Source organism: Streptomyces sp. NPDC001204, assembly GCF_053598035.1.
Genome location: NZ_JBSFJL010000026.1, coordinates 1 through 13,591 on the forward strand (window position 1 = coordinate 1; position 13,591 = coordinate 13,591).

Below are 13,591 nucleotides of genomic sequence, written 5' to 3' on the forward strand. Positions count from 1 at the left end.
CCCCCGCGGGACCCGCCCCCCCCCCCCCCCCGCCCCCCCCCCCGGGCCCCCCCCCCCCCCCCGCGCCCCCCGCCCCCCGCCCCCCCGCCCCGCCCCCCCCCCCCCCCCCCCGGGGGGGGGGGGGGCCGCCCCCCCCCCCCCCCGCCCGTCTCCTGAGCTGGGCCCGGGATGAGACGCCTACGAAACCACCGCGGGATCGGCCGGCTTGGAGACCCGTTCGGCGTTGTCGTCGTCGCCCACGGCGATACCGCGCCGCTTGGAGATGTAGACCGCGCCGACGATCACGGCCAGCGACAGGACCGCGACCACGATCCGTACGCCGAGGCTCTTGTCGCTGCCGTAGGAGAACTTGATGACCGCGGGCGCGATGAGCAGCGACACCAGGTTCATCACCTTCAGCAGCGGGTTGATCGCGGGGCCGGCGGTGTCCTTGAAGGGATCGCCCACCGTGTCCCCGATCACCGTGGCCGCGTGGGCCTCGCTGCCCTTGCCTCCGTGGTTGCCGTCCTCGACCAGCTTCTTGGCGTTGTCCCAGGCGCCACCGGAGTTGGCGAGGAACACCGCCATCAGCGTGCCCGCGCCGATCGCGCCCGCGAGATAGGAGCCGAGCGCACCGACACCGAGCGTGAACCCGATGAAGATGGGCGCCATGACGGCGAGCAGCCCGGGTGTGGCGAGCTCGCGCAGGGCGTCCTTGGTGCAGATGTCGACGACCTTGCCGTACTCCGGCTTCTCGCTGAAGTCCATGATCCCGGGCTTCTCACGGAACTGCCGGCGCACCTCGTAGACCACCGAACCCGCCGACCGGGACACCGCGTTGATCGCCAGCCCCGAGAACAGGAAGACGACCGCCGCGCCGGCGATGAGACCGACCAGGTTGTTGGGCTGCGAGATGTCCATGATCAGGGTCATCGGCGCACCCGAACCGGTCAGCTTCTCCCCGACGTCACGCGCGCCGTTGGTGATGGCGTCCCGGTACGACCCGAAGAGCGCCGAGGCCGCGAGGACGGCGGTGGCGATGGCGATGCCCTTGGTGATGGCCTTGGTGGTGTTGCCCACCGCGTCCAGGTTGGTGAGCACCTGGGCGCCCGCGCCCTCGACGTCGCCGGACATCTCGGCGATGCCCTGGGCGTTGTCGGAGACCGGGCCGAAGGTGTCCATGGCGACGATCACGCCGACCGTGGTGAGCAGCCCGGTGCCGGCCAGCGCCACCGCGAACAGAGCCAGCATGATCGACGTACCGCCGAGCAGGAAGGCCCCGTACACGCCGAGGCCGATCAGCAGGGCGGTGTAGACCGCGGACTCCAGGCCCACGGAGACACCGGCGAGGACGACGGTGGCCGGACCGGTGAGCGAGGTCTTGCCGATGTCTCTGACCGGACGCCGGTTGGTCTCGGTGAAGTAGCCGGTCAGCTGCTGGATCACGGCGGCCAGCAGGATGCCGATCCCCACCGCGACCAGGGCGAGGATCCGCGGGTCGCCGTCCTTGCCCCTGATCGCCGCGTCGGTGACACCGGTGAGTCCGGCGTACGACGACGGCAGATAGACGAAGACGGCGGCCGCGACCAGGGCGAGCGAGATCACCGCGGAGATGAAGAAACCGCGGTTGATCGCGCTCATACCGCTGCGGTCGGCGCGGCGCGGCGCCACCGCGAAGATCCCGATCATGGCGGTGATCACACCGATGGCCGGCACGAGCAGCGGGAAGGCGAGCCCGTCGTTGCCGAAGGCCGCCTTGCCGAGGATGAGCGCCGCGACCAGCGTGACGGCGTACGACTCGAAGAGGTCGGCCGCCATGCCCGCGCAGTCGCCGACGTTGTCGCCCACGTTGTCGGCGATGGTCGCGGCATTGCGAGGATCGTCCTCCGGAATGCCCTGCTCGACCTTGCCGACCAGGTCGGCGCCGACGTCGGCGGCCTTGGTGAAGATGCCGCCGCCCACACGCATGAACATCGCGATCAGCGCGGCACCGAGGCCGAAGCCCTCCAGCACCTTCGGCGCGTCGGCCGCGTACACCAGCACGACACAGGAGGCGCCGAGCAGGCCGAGCCCCACCGTGAACATGCCGACGACGCCGCCGGTGCGAAAAGCGATCTTCATTGCCTTGTGCGAGACGGCGGTGAGATCCTTTTCCGGCTCACCTTCCGCAGGGGTCGCTTCACGGGCCGCCGCGGCGACACGTACATTGCTGCGCACGGCGAGCCACATGCCGATATAGCCGGTGGCCGCCGAGAAGGCGGCCCCGATCAGGAAGAACACCGATCGTCCGGCGCGCTGATTCCAGTCGTCCGCGGGCAGCAGCATGAGCAGGAAGAACACGATCACGGCGAATACGCCGAGCGTGCGCAACTGGCGGCCCAGATAGGCGTTCGCGCCTTCCTGGACCGCTTCAGCGATCTTCTTCATGCTGCTGGTGCCCTCGCCCGCCGCGAGCACCTGGCGCACCAGGACGCCTGCGACCACGAGCGCGGCCAGCGCGACGGCCGCGATGACCGCCACGATGATCCGATTGTCGTTGGTCAGCACTGCAGCTGCGAAGGTTGTGGGGTGGCCCAACTGATGAGGGGTAGAAAGCCCCGCCATTCGTCCTCCTTGACGCTTGGGCTGAGCTCAAGATGTGGACGGATTGTAGGTAGCGGAACCTGATCAAAACAGAGCGCGGCAAACCGAATTGCCCTTCACCTGCTCTTCAGCAAATGATCGACGTCACGCCACGGAACCCGAAAGAGGTAATGGTTCAAAACCATTGACCCTCGATCAATGCTTGATCAAATGATCTGCCGACCGGTCGTGAATTCATTCACGAATTCAATGTACCTGGTGGAAGCGGTCGTGCAACAAGAAGGGCCCTGCCGAAGCAGGGCCCTCGTGTGGTGCGCCGAACGGGTGAGGTGCCGAACGGGTGAGGTGCGCGTCAGGGAAGCGTCGCGACCGGCGATGTGGTCGGCCAGGTCATCTTGATCAACCCGCCGTGCTCCCCTGCCGACACCTTCACGTCGTCGACGAGTCCGCTGATGACCGCGAGGCCCATCTCGTCCTCCTCGGCCTCCGCCTCGTCCACCGCGCCAGGGGCGTCCCCGGCGTGGTACGGCGCGTGCCGGGCCTCGTCGCCGACCTCGATGGAGAACTGCTTCTCCTCCTCGGTCAGCATCACCTTCACCGGTGCCGAGATCCCGCCGTTGCGATGCAGCCCCACAGCCCGGGAACAGGCCTCGCCGACGGCGAGTCTGACCTCGTCGAGGACGGCCTCGTCCACTCCGGCCCTGCGCGCCACCGCTGCCGCCACCAGACGGGCGGTCCTGACGTGCTCGGGCAGCGCGCTGAAGCGGAGTTCGACGGTGGCCATGCATCCCCCTCGGAGCTACGGGCGTGCTGTAGGAGGACCGGGCCGCCGAAATGCCCGGCCCCCCGTTTGGACTCTTACGCCCCGGTCACCGGCCCGGGGCCGGTGGTCAGTCTGTCGCCGCCACCGCTTCGTCCACCGAGGTGTGGATCGGGAACACCTTGGTGAGACCGGTGATACGGAAGATCTTGAGAATGCGCTCCTGGTTGCACACCAGGCGCAGCGAGCCCTCGTGGGCACGCACGCGCTTCAGGCCGCCGACCAGCACGCCGAGCCCGGTGGAGTCGAGGAAGTCCACGCCCTCCATGTCGACGACGAGGTGGAAATTCCCGTCGTTCACCAGCTCGACCAGCTGCTCGCGCAGCTTGGGCGCGGTATATACGTCGATTTCGCCACCGACCTCGACGACCGTACGATCGCCGACGGTACGGGTCGACAGGGACAGGTCCACGGATCCTCCAGCACCTTGCTATCGAGCGGTCGCCCCTCGGGACACCTCGGCTTGAAGCCCCCGGGACGGTTCGCCAGCCGCGATGGCATTCAATCACTTACCGGCAGGCGTGCACGACGCCTTGGTCCCATTGTCCTGCACGCCGGTGACAGACTCGGTGCCGATGGCCAAGAATCACCGATCCGATCGATCCCCGGCTGCCCCCGCAACCCGCCTGGCGCCGGGCGCGGTTCTCGACCGGCTCGCCGCGGGGCAGAGCCGGGCTGCGCGCATCACTCATACGGAGCACTTGCCCCCGCGCGCGGGGCGCCATGCCGTCTGGCCCGACCGGATTCGGCCGGAGGTGATCGCGGCGGTCCAGGCGTGCGGGATCGAGCACCCGTGGGCGCACCAGGCGCGCGCCGCGGAACACGCCCTGGACGGCGACTCCGTCGTCGTCGCCACCGGCACCGCGTCCGGCAAGTCGCTGGCCTACCTCGTCCCGGTGCTCTCGACGTTGCTGGACGGTTCCGAGGCGGCCAACGGCCGCGGCGCCACCGCCCTGTACCTGGCCCCCACCAAGGCCCTCGCGGCCGACCAGTGCCGAGCGGTGAAGGAACTCGCCCGGCCGCTGGGCAAGGCCGTACGCCCCGCGGTGTACGACGGCGACACCCCGCCCGAGGAACGCGAGTGGATCCGCCAGTACGCCAACCACGTCCTGACCAACCCCGACATGCTGCACCGCGGGATCCTGCCCTCCCACCCGCGCTGGTCCTCCTTCCTGCGGGCCCTGAAGTACGTGGTCGTCGACGAGTGCCACACCTACCGGGGCGTCTTCGGCTCCCACGTCGCCCAGGTGCTGCGCCGCCTTCGCCGGCTGTGCGCGCGCTACGGCGCCTCCCCGGTCTTCCTGCTGGCCTCGGCGACCGCCGCGGAGCCCGCCGTGGCCGCCCGCCGCCTCACCGGAGTGCCCGTGGTGGAGGTGGCCGATGACGCCTCGCCCCGCGGTGAACTGGTGTTCGCCCTCTGGGAGCCCCCGCTGACCGAGCTGCGGGGCGAACGGGGCGCGCCCGTCCGGCGCACCGCCACCGCCGAGACGGCGGATCTGCTGACCGACCTCACCCTTCAGGGCGTGCGCTCGGTCGCCTTCGTACGGTCCCGGCGCGGCGCCGAACTGATCTCGGTGATCGCCCAGGAGCGGCTGGCCGAGATCGACCGGCCGCTGTCCCGGCGCGTCGCGGCCTACCGGGGCGGCTACCTGCCCGAGGAGCGCCGCGCCCTGGAACGCGCCCTGCACTCCGGCGAGCTCCTGGGCCTGGCCGCCACGACCGCCCTGGAGCTGGGCGTGGACGTGTCCGGCCTGGACGCCGTGCTGATCGCCGGATACCCGGGCACCCGCGCCTCCCTGTGGCAGCAGGCGGGCCGCGCGGGGCGCTCCGGTCAGGGCGCCCTGGCGGTGCTGGTCGCCCGCGACGACCCGCTGGACACGTTCCTCGTCCACCATCCCGAGGCCCTGTTCGACCAGCCGGTCGAGTCCACGGTCCTCGACCCCGACAACCCCTACGTCCTCGCGCCGCACCTGTGCGCGGCCGCCGCCGAGCTGCCGCTCACCGAGGAGGACACCGAACTGTTCGGCCCGGCCTGCGCGGAGCTGCTGCCGCAGCTGGAGGCCGCGAAGCTGCTGCGCCGCCGGACGAAGGCCTGGCACTGGACCCGCCGGGAGCGGGCCGCGGACCTCACCGACATCCGCGGCGAGGGCGGACGGCCGGTGCAGATCGTCGAGGCCGGCACCGGCCGGCTGCTCGGCACGGTCGACGCGGGCGCCGCACACACGACGGTGCACGAGGGCGCCGTCCATCTGCACCAGGGCCGTACGTACCTGGTGCGCTCCCTCGACCTGGACGACTCGGTCGCCCTCGTCGAGGAGGCCGCCCCGCCGTACACGACGGTCGCCCGCGACACGACGGCGATCTCCGTCCTGGAGACGGACGTCGAGGTGCCCTGGGGCGACGGCCGCCTGTGCTACGGCTCCGTCGAGGTCACCAACCAGGTGGTCTCCTTCCTGCGCAGACGTGTCATCACGGGTGAAGTGCTCGGCGAGACGAAACTCGACCTCCCTCCTCGTACGCTGCGCACCCGCGCGGTGTGGTGGACGGTCACCGACGACCAGCTGGACGCGGCCCGGATCAACCCGGAGATCCTCGGTGGCGCCCTCCACGCCGCGGAGCACGCGTCGATCGGCATGCTGCCCCTGTTCGCGACCTGCGACCGCTGGGACATCGGCGGCGTGTCCGTCCCACTGCACCCCGACACGCTGCTGCCCACGGTCTTCGTCTACGACGGCCATCCGGGCGGCGCGGGCTTCGCCGAACGCGCCTTCCACACCGCGCGCGCCTGGCTCTCCGCCACCCGCGAGGCCATCGCCTCCTGCGAGTGCGACTCCGGCTGCCCGTCCTGCATCCAGTCCCCCAAGTGCGGCAACGGCAACGACCCGCTGCACAAGAGGGGGGCCGTGCGCCTGCTGACGGTGCTGCTGAAGGCTGCCCCGGAGGAGAAGGAGGCGGAGACGGAGAGGGAGGCGAAGGCAGAGGTGCAGGCCGAGACGGAGAGGGAGGCGGAGGCTTAGCCCACGCGAGTGAAAGGCCCGGGGGCCACGGGCCCTGTGTGGGCCGTGGGCCCTGCTGTGGATCCCGCGGACGCCGTAGACCCTGCCGTGCCTGGCGTGGATCCCGCGGGGGCCGTAGACCCTGCCATGGGCCCTCCGGACCCCACGGGCCCAACTGTGGGCTCCCCGGGCCCCACCGCCCCTGCCACGGGCTCCCCGGGCCCCGCCGGTCCCACCGGAGCGTCCGCCGGGGCAGCCGGTCCCGCTCTCGCCCTCACCTCCGCGGTGAAGAGTCCCCGGTCCACCGCCGCCGTGACGTCCGAGGTGTCGCCCACGACGGCGCACCGGACGAGCCGGGTGGCCTGTGCCCGGGCCACCTCGTCCGCCCGGGCGCAGGCGGCGGCACCGCCCTCGGCCCAGTGGCCCGCCGCCGCCAGGGCCGCGAGATCGGCGGCTCCGGCCGCGCGGTGCCGGTCGACCACCGCCTGCCCCAGAACGAGCCCGATACCGAACACCACGCAGAGCAGGGCGATCGCCCCGACGCTCCACACGGTGGCGGAGCCGCGGTCGGACAGACGGCGTCCGCCACGTCCGCCACCGATGAGCCCGCGTAAGCCGCGGAGGGCCGGATTGCGGCACCTCATCTCCCCGTCCTCCGCCTCATGTCCCCGTCCCTCGCCTCATGTCCCCGTCCCCCGCTCTGCGCGCGCCCCGAGCGTGTCCTCCGCCTCCGCCACGGCCTCCTCCCTCAGCCGGAAGGGCAGCACCCCCAGCCCCGGCGGGTCGGCCACGACGACCACGTGCACGCGGTCTCCCCTGCGGGTCACCGTGACCTCCGCCCCGTGCGGTGCCACGTCCCGGGTCACTCGGGTGACCGCGCCGTCCGGGTCCTGGCGGGCGGCGGCCCGGGCCCCTGCCCGGGCCGCGTCCACGCACTGGATCTGCGCGAGCACGACCAGCAGGACCCAGACCAGCGTCGTCACCACCAGCACCAGCACGGGCAGGACCATGGCCGCCTCCGCCGTCACGAACCCCGCGTCGGCGCCATGCCGTTCGGCCCGGTGTGCCCATGCCCGTTCACATCCGCGCACTGAGCGCTCGCTTCACGATGTCCTGCAACTCCGTCTTGACCTGGCCGCTCGTCACCACCTCGTACAGCAGCACCGCGAACGCCACCGCCGCGATGATCCCCATCGCGTACTCGGACGTCACCATTCCCGCGTCCCTGCGCGCCAGGGCACGCAGCCGTGCCAGCGCCTTTCCGTACATTTCAACCCCCGTAAGGTCTCGGCCTGTTGGTCGGCCGCGTCTGTTGGTCGGCCGTGCCTGTTGGTCGGCCGTGCCTGTTGGTCGGCTGTTGCCTGTCGATCGTCGACCCGCTGCTCCCGCATCCGTTCCGTCAGTGCCCTCAGCCACCACCTCCGCTCAGTACTCCGCCCGCGAGGCCGATCAGCACGGGCAGCACGCCCACCGCGACGAAGGCGGGCAGGAAGCACAGCCCCACCGGCGCGGTGACCAGCACGGCCGCGCGGCGTGCCCGGGCCGTCGCGGTGCGCGCCCGGTCGGCGCGGACGTCGGCCGCGAGCCGAGCCACCGGTCCGGCGGCGGGAAGGCCCGACTCGTCGGCCCGCTCCAGCAGCCGCGCCAGGGCCGCGGCCCCCGGTATCGAGGCGAGTCCGTGCCAGGCGTCGGCCGGCTGTCCGCCGAGCCGCACCTGGGCGGCACCCCGGGCCAGTGCGTCCCCGACGGGGCCGCCCAGGGCCTCCCCGACGGCCTGGGCGGCGATCACCGGACCGGCACCGGCCGCGATGCAGGCCGCCAGCAGATCCGACGCGAGCGGGAGTTGACGGGCGGCTTCGGCCGCGTCGGACTCCGCTTCGGGGCGGCCTGCCGTCCGCCGCCGCCACTGCCACATCCCGGCCGCCCCGGCCAGCCCGAGCGCGAGCCCGGTGAGCCCGCCGGCCAGCACCCACCCGGCCCCGGCCACACCCACCGCCGGCAGCCACCGCCGCAGGGCACCGGCAGCCAGGAGCCGTGAGTGCGAGCGCCATGCCTCCACCGCCGAACGCTCCGGCCCCAGCAGCGCGGCCATCCGCCGCCGCGCGCGCCGCTCCCGGCTCACCGCCTCCAGCCATCTCACCGACAGCCACAGGAGCACCGCCGCCCCCGCGGCCATCCCCAACCTGTGGACAACGACACCCGCGCTCACATCGCCTCCGCCCCTCGCACGATCCGCAGGGCCCACCACAGCCCCGCGCCCTCCAGCACGCCACCGATGACCAGGCAGCCCAGTCCCGCTCCCGTGTGCAGCAGCACGCGCAAGGGATCGGCTCCCATGGCCGTGCCCAGCAGGAGTCCGAGGGCCGGCAGGCCGGCGAGCATCACGGCCGTGGCCCTGGCCCCGGACAACTGGGCCCGTAGATCGGCGCGTTGGTCGCGCTCCACCCGCAGTGCGCTTTCGAGCCGGTCCAGTCCGGCCGCCAGGCCCGCGCCCTGGTCCACCGCCACCCGCCAGCAGGCCGCGAGGCCGCGCAGGCCCTCGGCGCCCGGCTGCCGGGCCGCCCCGGCGAGCGCCGCGGACACGTCCCCGCCGAACCGGGCCGCCGCCAGCACCGCCGCCTGGGCGTCGCCGAGCCCACCCGAGTCCCGCGCGGCGCACAACAGCGCCTCGCCCGGCTGCCGCCCGGCCCGCACCTCTCCGGCGAGTGCCCCGCACAGGGCGATCACGGCGTCCGCCCGCTGCTCCTGCCGTCGGCGCGCCGCCCGGGCCAGCCGGGTGCGTCGCAGCAGCGGCACCCCCACCGCCCCCGCGACGACCGGCAGCACCGAGGCACCCAGCACCGCGAGCACCATCCCGGCGGCCGGCGCCCACCACTCGGCGCGCAACCCCCCTCGAACCTGGGCCAGTCCGCGAAGGACCCGGCCCGAGAGCGGCGGCCCCGTGCCTTGCGGCCCGCCGCCGGCGAGCAGCGACCGCGCCCGCCGTGCCGCGGAGTACCGGCCGCCCAGCAGCCACACGGCCGCCCCGGCACACACCGCGCCCGCGACCACGCAGGCCGGGCCCGAGAACCCGTCATCCATCGCGGTCGTCGCCCCCTCTCCCGCTCTCCGTCCGGAGCAGCCCCCGCAGCCGCTCCCACCCCCGTTCCGCCACGAACGCCTCCTCGCCCCAGCGCAGCGCCGGCACGGTCCGCACCAGTCCCGACGCGTCCCGCTCCAGCACCCGCACCTCGGCGATCCGCCGCCGTCCGGAGCGGTCCCGCACGAGGTGCAGCACGACCGACAGCGCGGCCGCCAACTGGCTGTGCAGCGCCGCCCGGTCGAGCCCGCCGGCGGTGCCCAGCGCCTCCAGCCGGGCGGGGACGTCCGCCGCCGCGTTGGCGTGGACCGTGCCGCATCCGCCCTCGTGGCCGGTGTTCAGCGCGGCCAGCAGATGGACCACCTCGCCGCCGCGCACCTCGCCCACGACCAGCCGGTCCGGCCGCATCCGCAGCGCCTGCCGCACCAGGTCCTCGAGGGTGACCAGGCCCGCGCCCTCCTGGTTGGCGGGCCTGGTCTCCAGGCGGACGACGTGCGGATGGTCGGGTCGCAGCTCCGCGGAGTCCTCGGCGAGGACGATCCGCTCGCCGGGCCCGGCCAGCCCGAGCAGCGCGCTGAGCAGCGTGGTCTTGCCGGTTCCGGTCCCCCCGCTGATGAGGAAGGACAGCCGGGACTCGATCAGTGCCCGCAGCACGCGGTCCCCGCCGGGCGGCACCGTGCCCGCCGCGACCAGTTCCTCCAGCGTGAACGCGCGCGGTCGTACGACCCGCAGAGACAGGCAGGTGCAGCCGACGGCGACGGGAGGCAGCACCGCGTGCAGCCGGGTGCCGTCGGGCAGCCGGGCGTCGACCCACGGCCGGGCGTCGTCCAGCCGGCGGCCGGCCACGGCGGCCAGGCGCTGCGCGAGGCGCCGTACGGCCGCCGCGTCGGGGAAGGCGACGGCGGCCCGCTCCAGTCCGCCGCCCCGGTCCACCCACACCCGGTCCGGGGCCGACACGAGGACGTCGGTCACCGACGGATCGGCCAGCAACGGCTCCAGCGGACCGCTGCCGATCAGCTCGGAACGCAACTGCTCGGCCGCGCCCAGCACTTCGGCGTCCCCGAGCACACGGCCCTGTTCGCGCAGGGCCTGCGCGACCCGCGCGGGTGTCGGCTCGGCCCCGCTCTCGGCGAGCCACCGCCGTACGCCGTCCAGCAACTCCGCCGGCATCCGGGACCCGTTGGCAGGCGCGGGCTCGCGGAGCACATCCGCCGGGGCCGTCCGCGGGTCCGTTCGCAGGTGTTCGGCAACCGTCCTCATGCGGCGGCCGCCTCGATCAGCGCCCGCTCCCAGAAGGCGGTGCAGAAACGGGCGAGCGGTCCGCGCGCCGTCGCGCCGGGCGGGGTCCGGCCCTCGCAGGAGCGCCGCAGCGCGGACTCCACGGGCACCTCGCCCGCCAGCGGCAGACCGAGCAGCCGGGCGACCTCGCGGTCGTCGAGCCCGGGCGCGTACGGCCCCCGGACCGCCACCCGCAGATCGCGCAGGACCATGCCGACCGCGGACGCCACCCGTGCCGCGGCCGCCACGGCTCGCAGCTCGGCGGGGACCACGAGCAGGCCGAGGTCGATCTGGGCGAGGGCCTCGGCGACCCCCTCGTCGACCCGGCGGGGCAGGTCGACCACCACGGCGCCGCCGCGTCGCCGGGCGGCGGCCAGCACCGCCCGGACGGCCTGCGGCGGTACGGCCACGCAGTCGCCGCGGTCCCAGCTGAGCACGCGCAGCGAGTGCAGTTCGGGCAGCGACTCCTCCAGGGCGCCGCCGCCGACTCTCCCGCGCGAGGCGGCGAACGCCGGCCAGCGCAGCCCCTCGGCCGTCTCCCCGCCCAGCAGGACGTCGAGGCCGCCACCCAGCGGATCGGCGTCCACGAGCAGGGTGCGCAGGCTCTCCCGCGCGGCGGTGACGGCGAGCGCGCAGGCCAGCGTGGACGCGCCAGCCCCGCCGCGGCCGCCGATGACGCCCACGGTGAGCGCGGGACGGCCGACGCCCTCGGCGACGTCGGCGATGCGGTCGACGAGCCACTGCTCGCCGTCGGGCAGCACCAGCACGTGATCGGCGCCGATCTCGATGGCGCGCCGCCAGATCCCGGAGTCGTCCTGGTCGCAGCCGACCAGCACCACTCCGCGCCGGCGCGCCGCTCCGCGCACCCGCCGGGCGGCGTCGTCACCGACCAGCACCAGCGGCGCCGCCTCCCAGCCGCCTCTGCGCTCGGGAAGGCCGTGGTGGACCTCGGGTGTGGCGCCGGCCGCGGCGCACAGGCGCAGCAGGTCGTCGAGGAGCCCGGCGTCCTCGGTGACGATCAGCGGTCTGCCCTGGAGCCCTCCGGCATCGGGCGGTGGATCGTGTGTGACGGTTCCGGCCACGGGTCGAACCCCCTTCGCTGCTTCTTGCGCGCGGCCCGTGCGGCCCCGCGAATCCCGAACATGAGAAGAACCGGCGACCGGCCTTCCTATGGGCGGCCGATACGAACCGGCCGCACGCGCCCGGACAATCGGAACCGGCCATGAACTCGCCGGAAGCGGTGCGCGTCGGAATCACGGTGCAGTGATCCGGGAAATCGTGTGGATCTTGGTCAAAAACTGTGGACAACTCGATGGCTGTGAATATCGCCATCACCCGTACCGGTGACCCCTGTACTGGTTCCCGTACGACTTCCACAGAGCAGCGTTGCGACTACACAACGTGACGGATCATGGAAATCCCTTGAACCCGCGCGATGCGGCCGATCCGGCTCGGCAATCGCGGACAGAAGGGGAGAAACCCACCCGGACATGCGACGACCCCCGCCGGGGGGGAGAGCGGGGGTCGTCTCCACGGCCGACTCGGGGGGGGAGGAGTCGGACCGGGTTGGCACGGTCGCGAACGATCCGTGACTTCCATGGTGTACCCGAGAGCCCTCTCAGGCAAACCCACGCGCCCACCTTACGCCGAATGGGCTGCCCCTATGCTCAGGGGCGTGGAAAACCACTCCTTGCCCCGCACGGCGGCCTTCTTCGATCTGGACAAGACGGTCATTGCGAAGTCGAGCACGCTCACCTTCAGCAAGTCCTTCTACCAAGGCGGACTGATCAACCGCAGGGCCGTCTTGCGAACGGCGTACGCCCAGTTCGTCTTCCTCGCCGGCGGCGCCGACCACGACCAGATGGAGCGCATGCGCGAGTATCTGTCCGCACTGTGCCGCGGCTGGAACGTGCGGCAGGTCAAGGAGATCGTCGCCGAGACGCTGCACGACCTGATCGACCCGATCATCTACGACGAGGCCGCGTCCCTCATCGAGGAGCACCACACCGCCGGCCGCGACGTGGTCATCGTGTCCACGTCGGGCGCGGAGGTGGTCGAGCCGATCGGCGAACTGCTCGGCGCGGACCGCGTGGTGGCCACCCGGATGGTGGTGGGGGAGGACGGCTGCTTCACCGGCGAGGTGGAGTACTACGCCTACGGCCCGACCAAGGCTGAGGCGATCCGCGAGCTGGCCGAGTCCGAGGGGTACGACCTCAGCCGCTGCTACGCCTACAGCGACTCGGTGACCGACCTGCCGATGCTGGAGTCGGTCGGGCATCCGCACGCCGTGAACCCGGACCGGGCACTGCGCCGGGAGGCCGTCGCGCGCGCGTGGCCGATCCTCGACTTCCACCGGCCGGTGCGGCTCAAGCAACGGCTGCCCGCGTTCTCCGTACCGCCGCGGCCGGCCCTGGTCGCGGCGGCGGCCATAGGCGCGGCGGCGGCCACCGCGGGGCTCGTCTGGTACACGAGCCGGCGCCGGAACTCGCTCGCCTGATCCGCCGCCCGGCCGCCGGAAAATCCCGCGCGGCACTCGCGTGCCCGTTTAGTTCCTGTTTGAACCCGAAAGTAAAGAAGTGCAACCAGGGGTTCCGCTTGCCCCTCGCTTGCAGTACAAAGGATTCGACGGCCCGAGAGACCAAAGGACATCCGAAAGGATCACCTTTAAAGCTCAATTGGCCCCACGGACCGAGCATGAACACCGAGCACCCACGCGACGTCGACCCGTCGATTACGGGCCAGCCGCACCAGGTGACGGGCAAAGATCCCGACCTGATGGGCGACATATCGAGGACGCTTGGTAACTCGGCGGTCATGCCAGCGGCGGTACGAGTTCTCGTACCGCCGCAACCCTGT

The 13,591-nt window shown here is 72.8% G+C and carries 11 protein-coding genes and 1 pseudogene; 2 read left to right on the top strand and 10 right to left on the bottom strand.

Features of this window, described 5'->3' with window-relative positions; all coding sequences use genetic code 11:
- Nucleotides 1-177: 177 nt before the first annotated feature.
- From ACWC91_RS29205 to bldG, 3 genes are all read right to left on the bottom strand, one after another.
- Nucleotides 178-2,583, bottom strand: a complete 2,406-nt coding sequence (locus tag ACWC91_RS29205) for a sodium-translocating pyrophosphatase (RefSeq protein ID WP_376503318.1) — start codon at nucleotides 2,581-2,583, stop codon at nucleotides 178-180.
- A gap of 331 nt (nucleotides 2,584-2,914) precedes the next feature.
- Nucleotides 2,915-3,346 carry an ATP-binding protein gene (locus tag ACWC91_RS29210; protein WP_225076944.1) on the bottom strand — a complete coding sequence of 144 codons (432 nt, stop codon included), beginning with the start codon at nucleotides 3,344-3,346 and terminating at the stop codon, nucleotides 2,915-2,917.
- A gap of 106 nt (nucleotides 3,347-3,452) precedes the next feature.
- The gene (gene bldG / locus ACWC91_RS29215) at nucleotides 3,453-3,794 is read right to left on the bottom strand and encodes an anti-sigma factor antagonist BldG (protein ID WP_009189842.1); all 342 of its coding nucleotides are present in this window, start codon (nucleotides 3,792-3,794) and stop codon (nucleotides 3,453-3,455) included.
- Nucleotides 3,795-3,876: 82 nt separating this feature from the next.
- Between bldG and ACWC91_RS29220 the strand changes: the two genes are divergently transcribed.
- On the top strand, nucleotides 3,877-6,399 hold the full coding sequence (locus tag ACWC91_RS29220) for a DEAD/DEAH box helicase (protein ID WP_450644525.1): 2,523 nt from the start codon (nucleotides 3,877-3,879) through the stop codon (nucleotides 6,397-6,399).
- Between the two features lie 197 nt (nucleotides 6,400-6,596).
- Here the strand turns inward: ACWC91_RS29220 and ACWC91_RS29225 are convergent.
- The 7 genes and pseudogenes from ACWC91_RS29225 to ssd all read right to left on the bottom strand — a co-directional run.
- Nucleotides 6,597-7,022 (bottom strand): annotated as a pseudogene (locus ACWC91_RS29225) (Rv3654c family TadE-like protein); the annotation flags it as partial.
- Between the two features lie 36 nt (nucleotides 7,023-7,058).
- Nucleotides 7,059-7,469 carry a TadE family type IV pilus minor pilin gene (locus ACWC91_RS29230; RefSeq protein ID WP_374113949.1) on the bottom strand — a complete coding sequence of 137 codons (411 nt, stop codon included), beginning with the start codon at nucleotides 7,467-7,469 and terminating at the stop codon, nucleotides 7,059-7,061.
- Complete coding sequence (locus ACWC91_RS29235) at nucleotides 7,456-7,647, bottom strand: DUF4244 domain-containing protein (RefSeq protein ID WP_225076947.1); 192 nt, start codon at nucleotides 7,645-7,647, stop codon at nucleotides 7,456-7,458. Before ACWC91_RS29235 ends, ACWC91_RS29230 begins: the two co-directional genes overlap by 14 nt.
- Before the next feature lie 139 nt (nucleotides 7,648-7,786).
- On the bottom strand, nucleotides 7,787-8,554 hold the full coding sequence (locus ACWC91_RS29240) for a type II secretion system F family protein (protein ID WP_450644527.1): 768 nt from the start codon (nucleotides 8,552-8,554) through the stop codon (nucleotides 7,787-7,789).
- A 29-nt stretch (nucleotides 8,555-8,583) separates the two neighbouring features.
- Nucleotides 8,584-9,459 (bottom strand): type II secretion system F family protein, encoded by an 876-nt coding sequence (locus tag ACWC91_RS29245; protein ID WP_225076949.1) that lies wholly within the window; start codon nucleotides 9,457-9,459, stop codon nucleotides 8,584-8,586.
- Complete coding sequence (locus tag ACWC91_RS29250) at nucleotides 9,452-10,627, bottom strand: TadA family conjugal transfer-associated ATPase (RefSeq protein ID WP_225076950.1); 1,176 nt, start codon at nucleotides 10,625-10,627, stop codon at nucleotides 9,452-9,454. The genes ACWC91_RS29245 and ACWC91_RS29250 overlap by 8 nt, the downstream gene beginning before the upstream one ends.
- A gap of 86 nt (nucleotides 10,628-10,713) precedes the next feature.
- Entirely contained in the window at nucleotides 10,714-11,817 is a 1,104-nt protein-coding gene (gene ssd, locus ACWC91_RS29255) for a septum site-determining protein Ssd (RefSeq protein WP_450643878.1), read from the bottom strand.
- Nucleotides 11,818-12,398: 581 nt separating this feature from the next.
- Here ssd and ACWC91_RS29260 point away from each other — a divergent pair.
- Nucleotides 12,399-13,232: an HAD family hydrolase gene (locus ACWC91_RS29260; RefSeq protein WP_225076952.1), complete on the top strand. Its 834-nt coding sequence runs from the start codon at nucleotides 12,399-12,401 to the stop codon at nucleotides 13,230-13,232.
- Nucleotides 13,233-13,591: the final 359 nt, after the last annotated feature.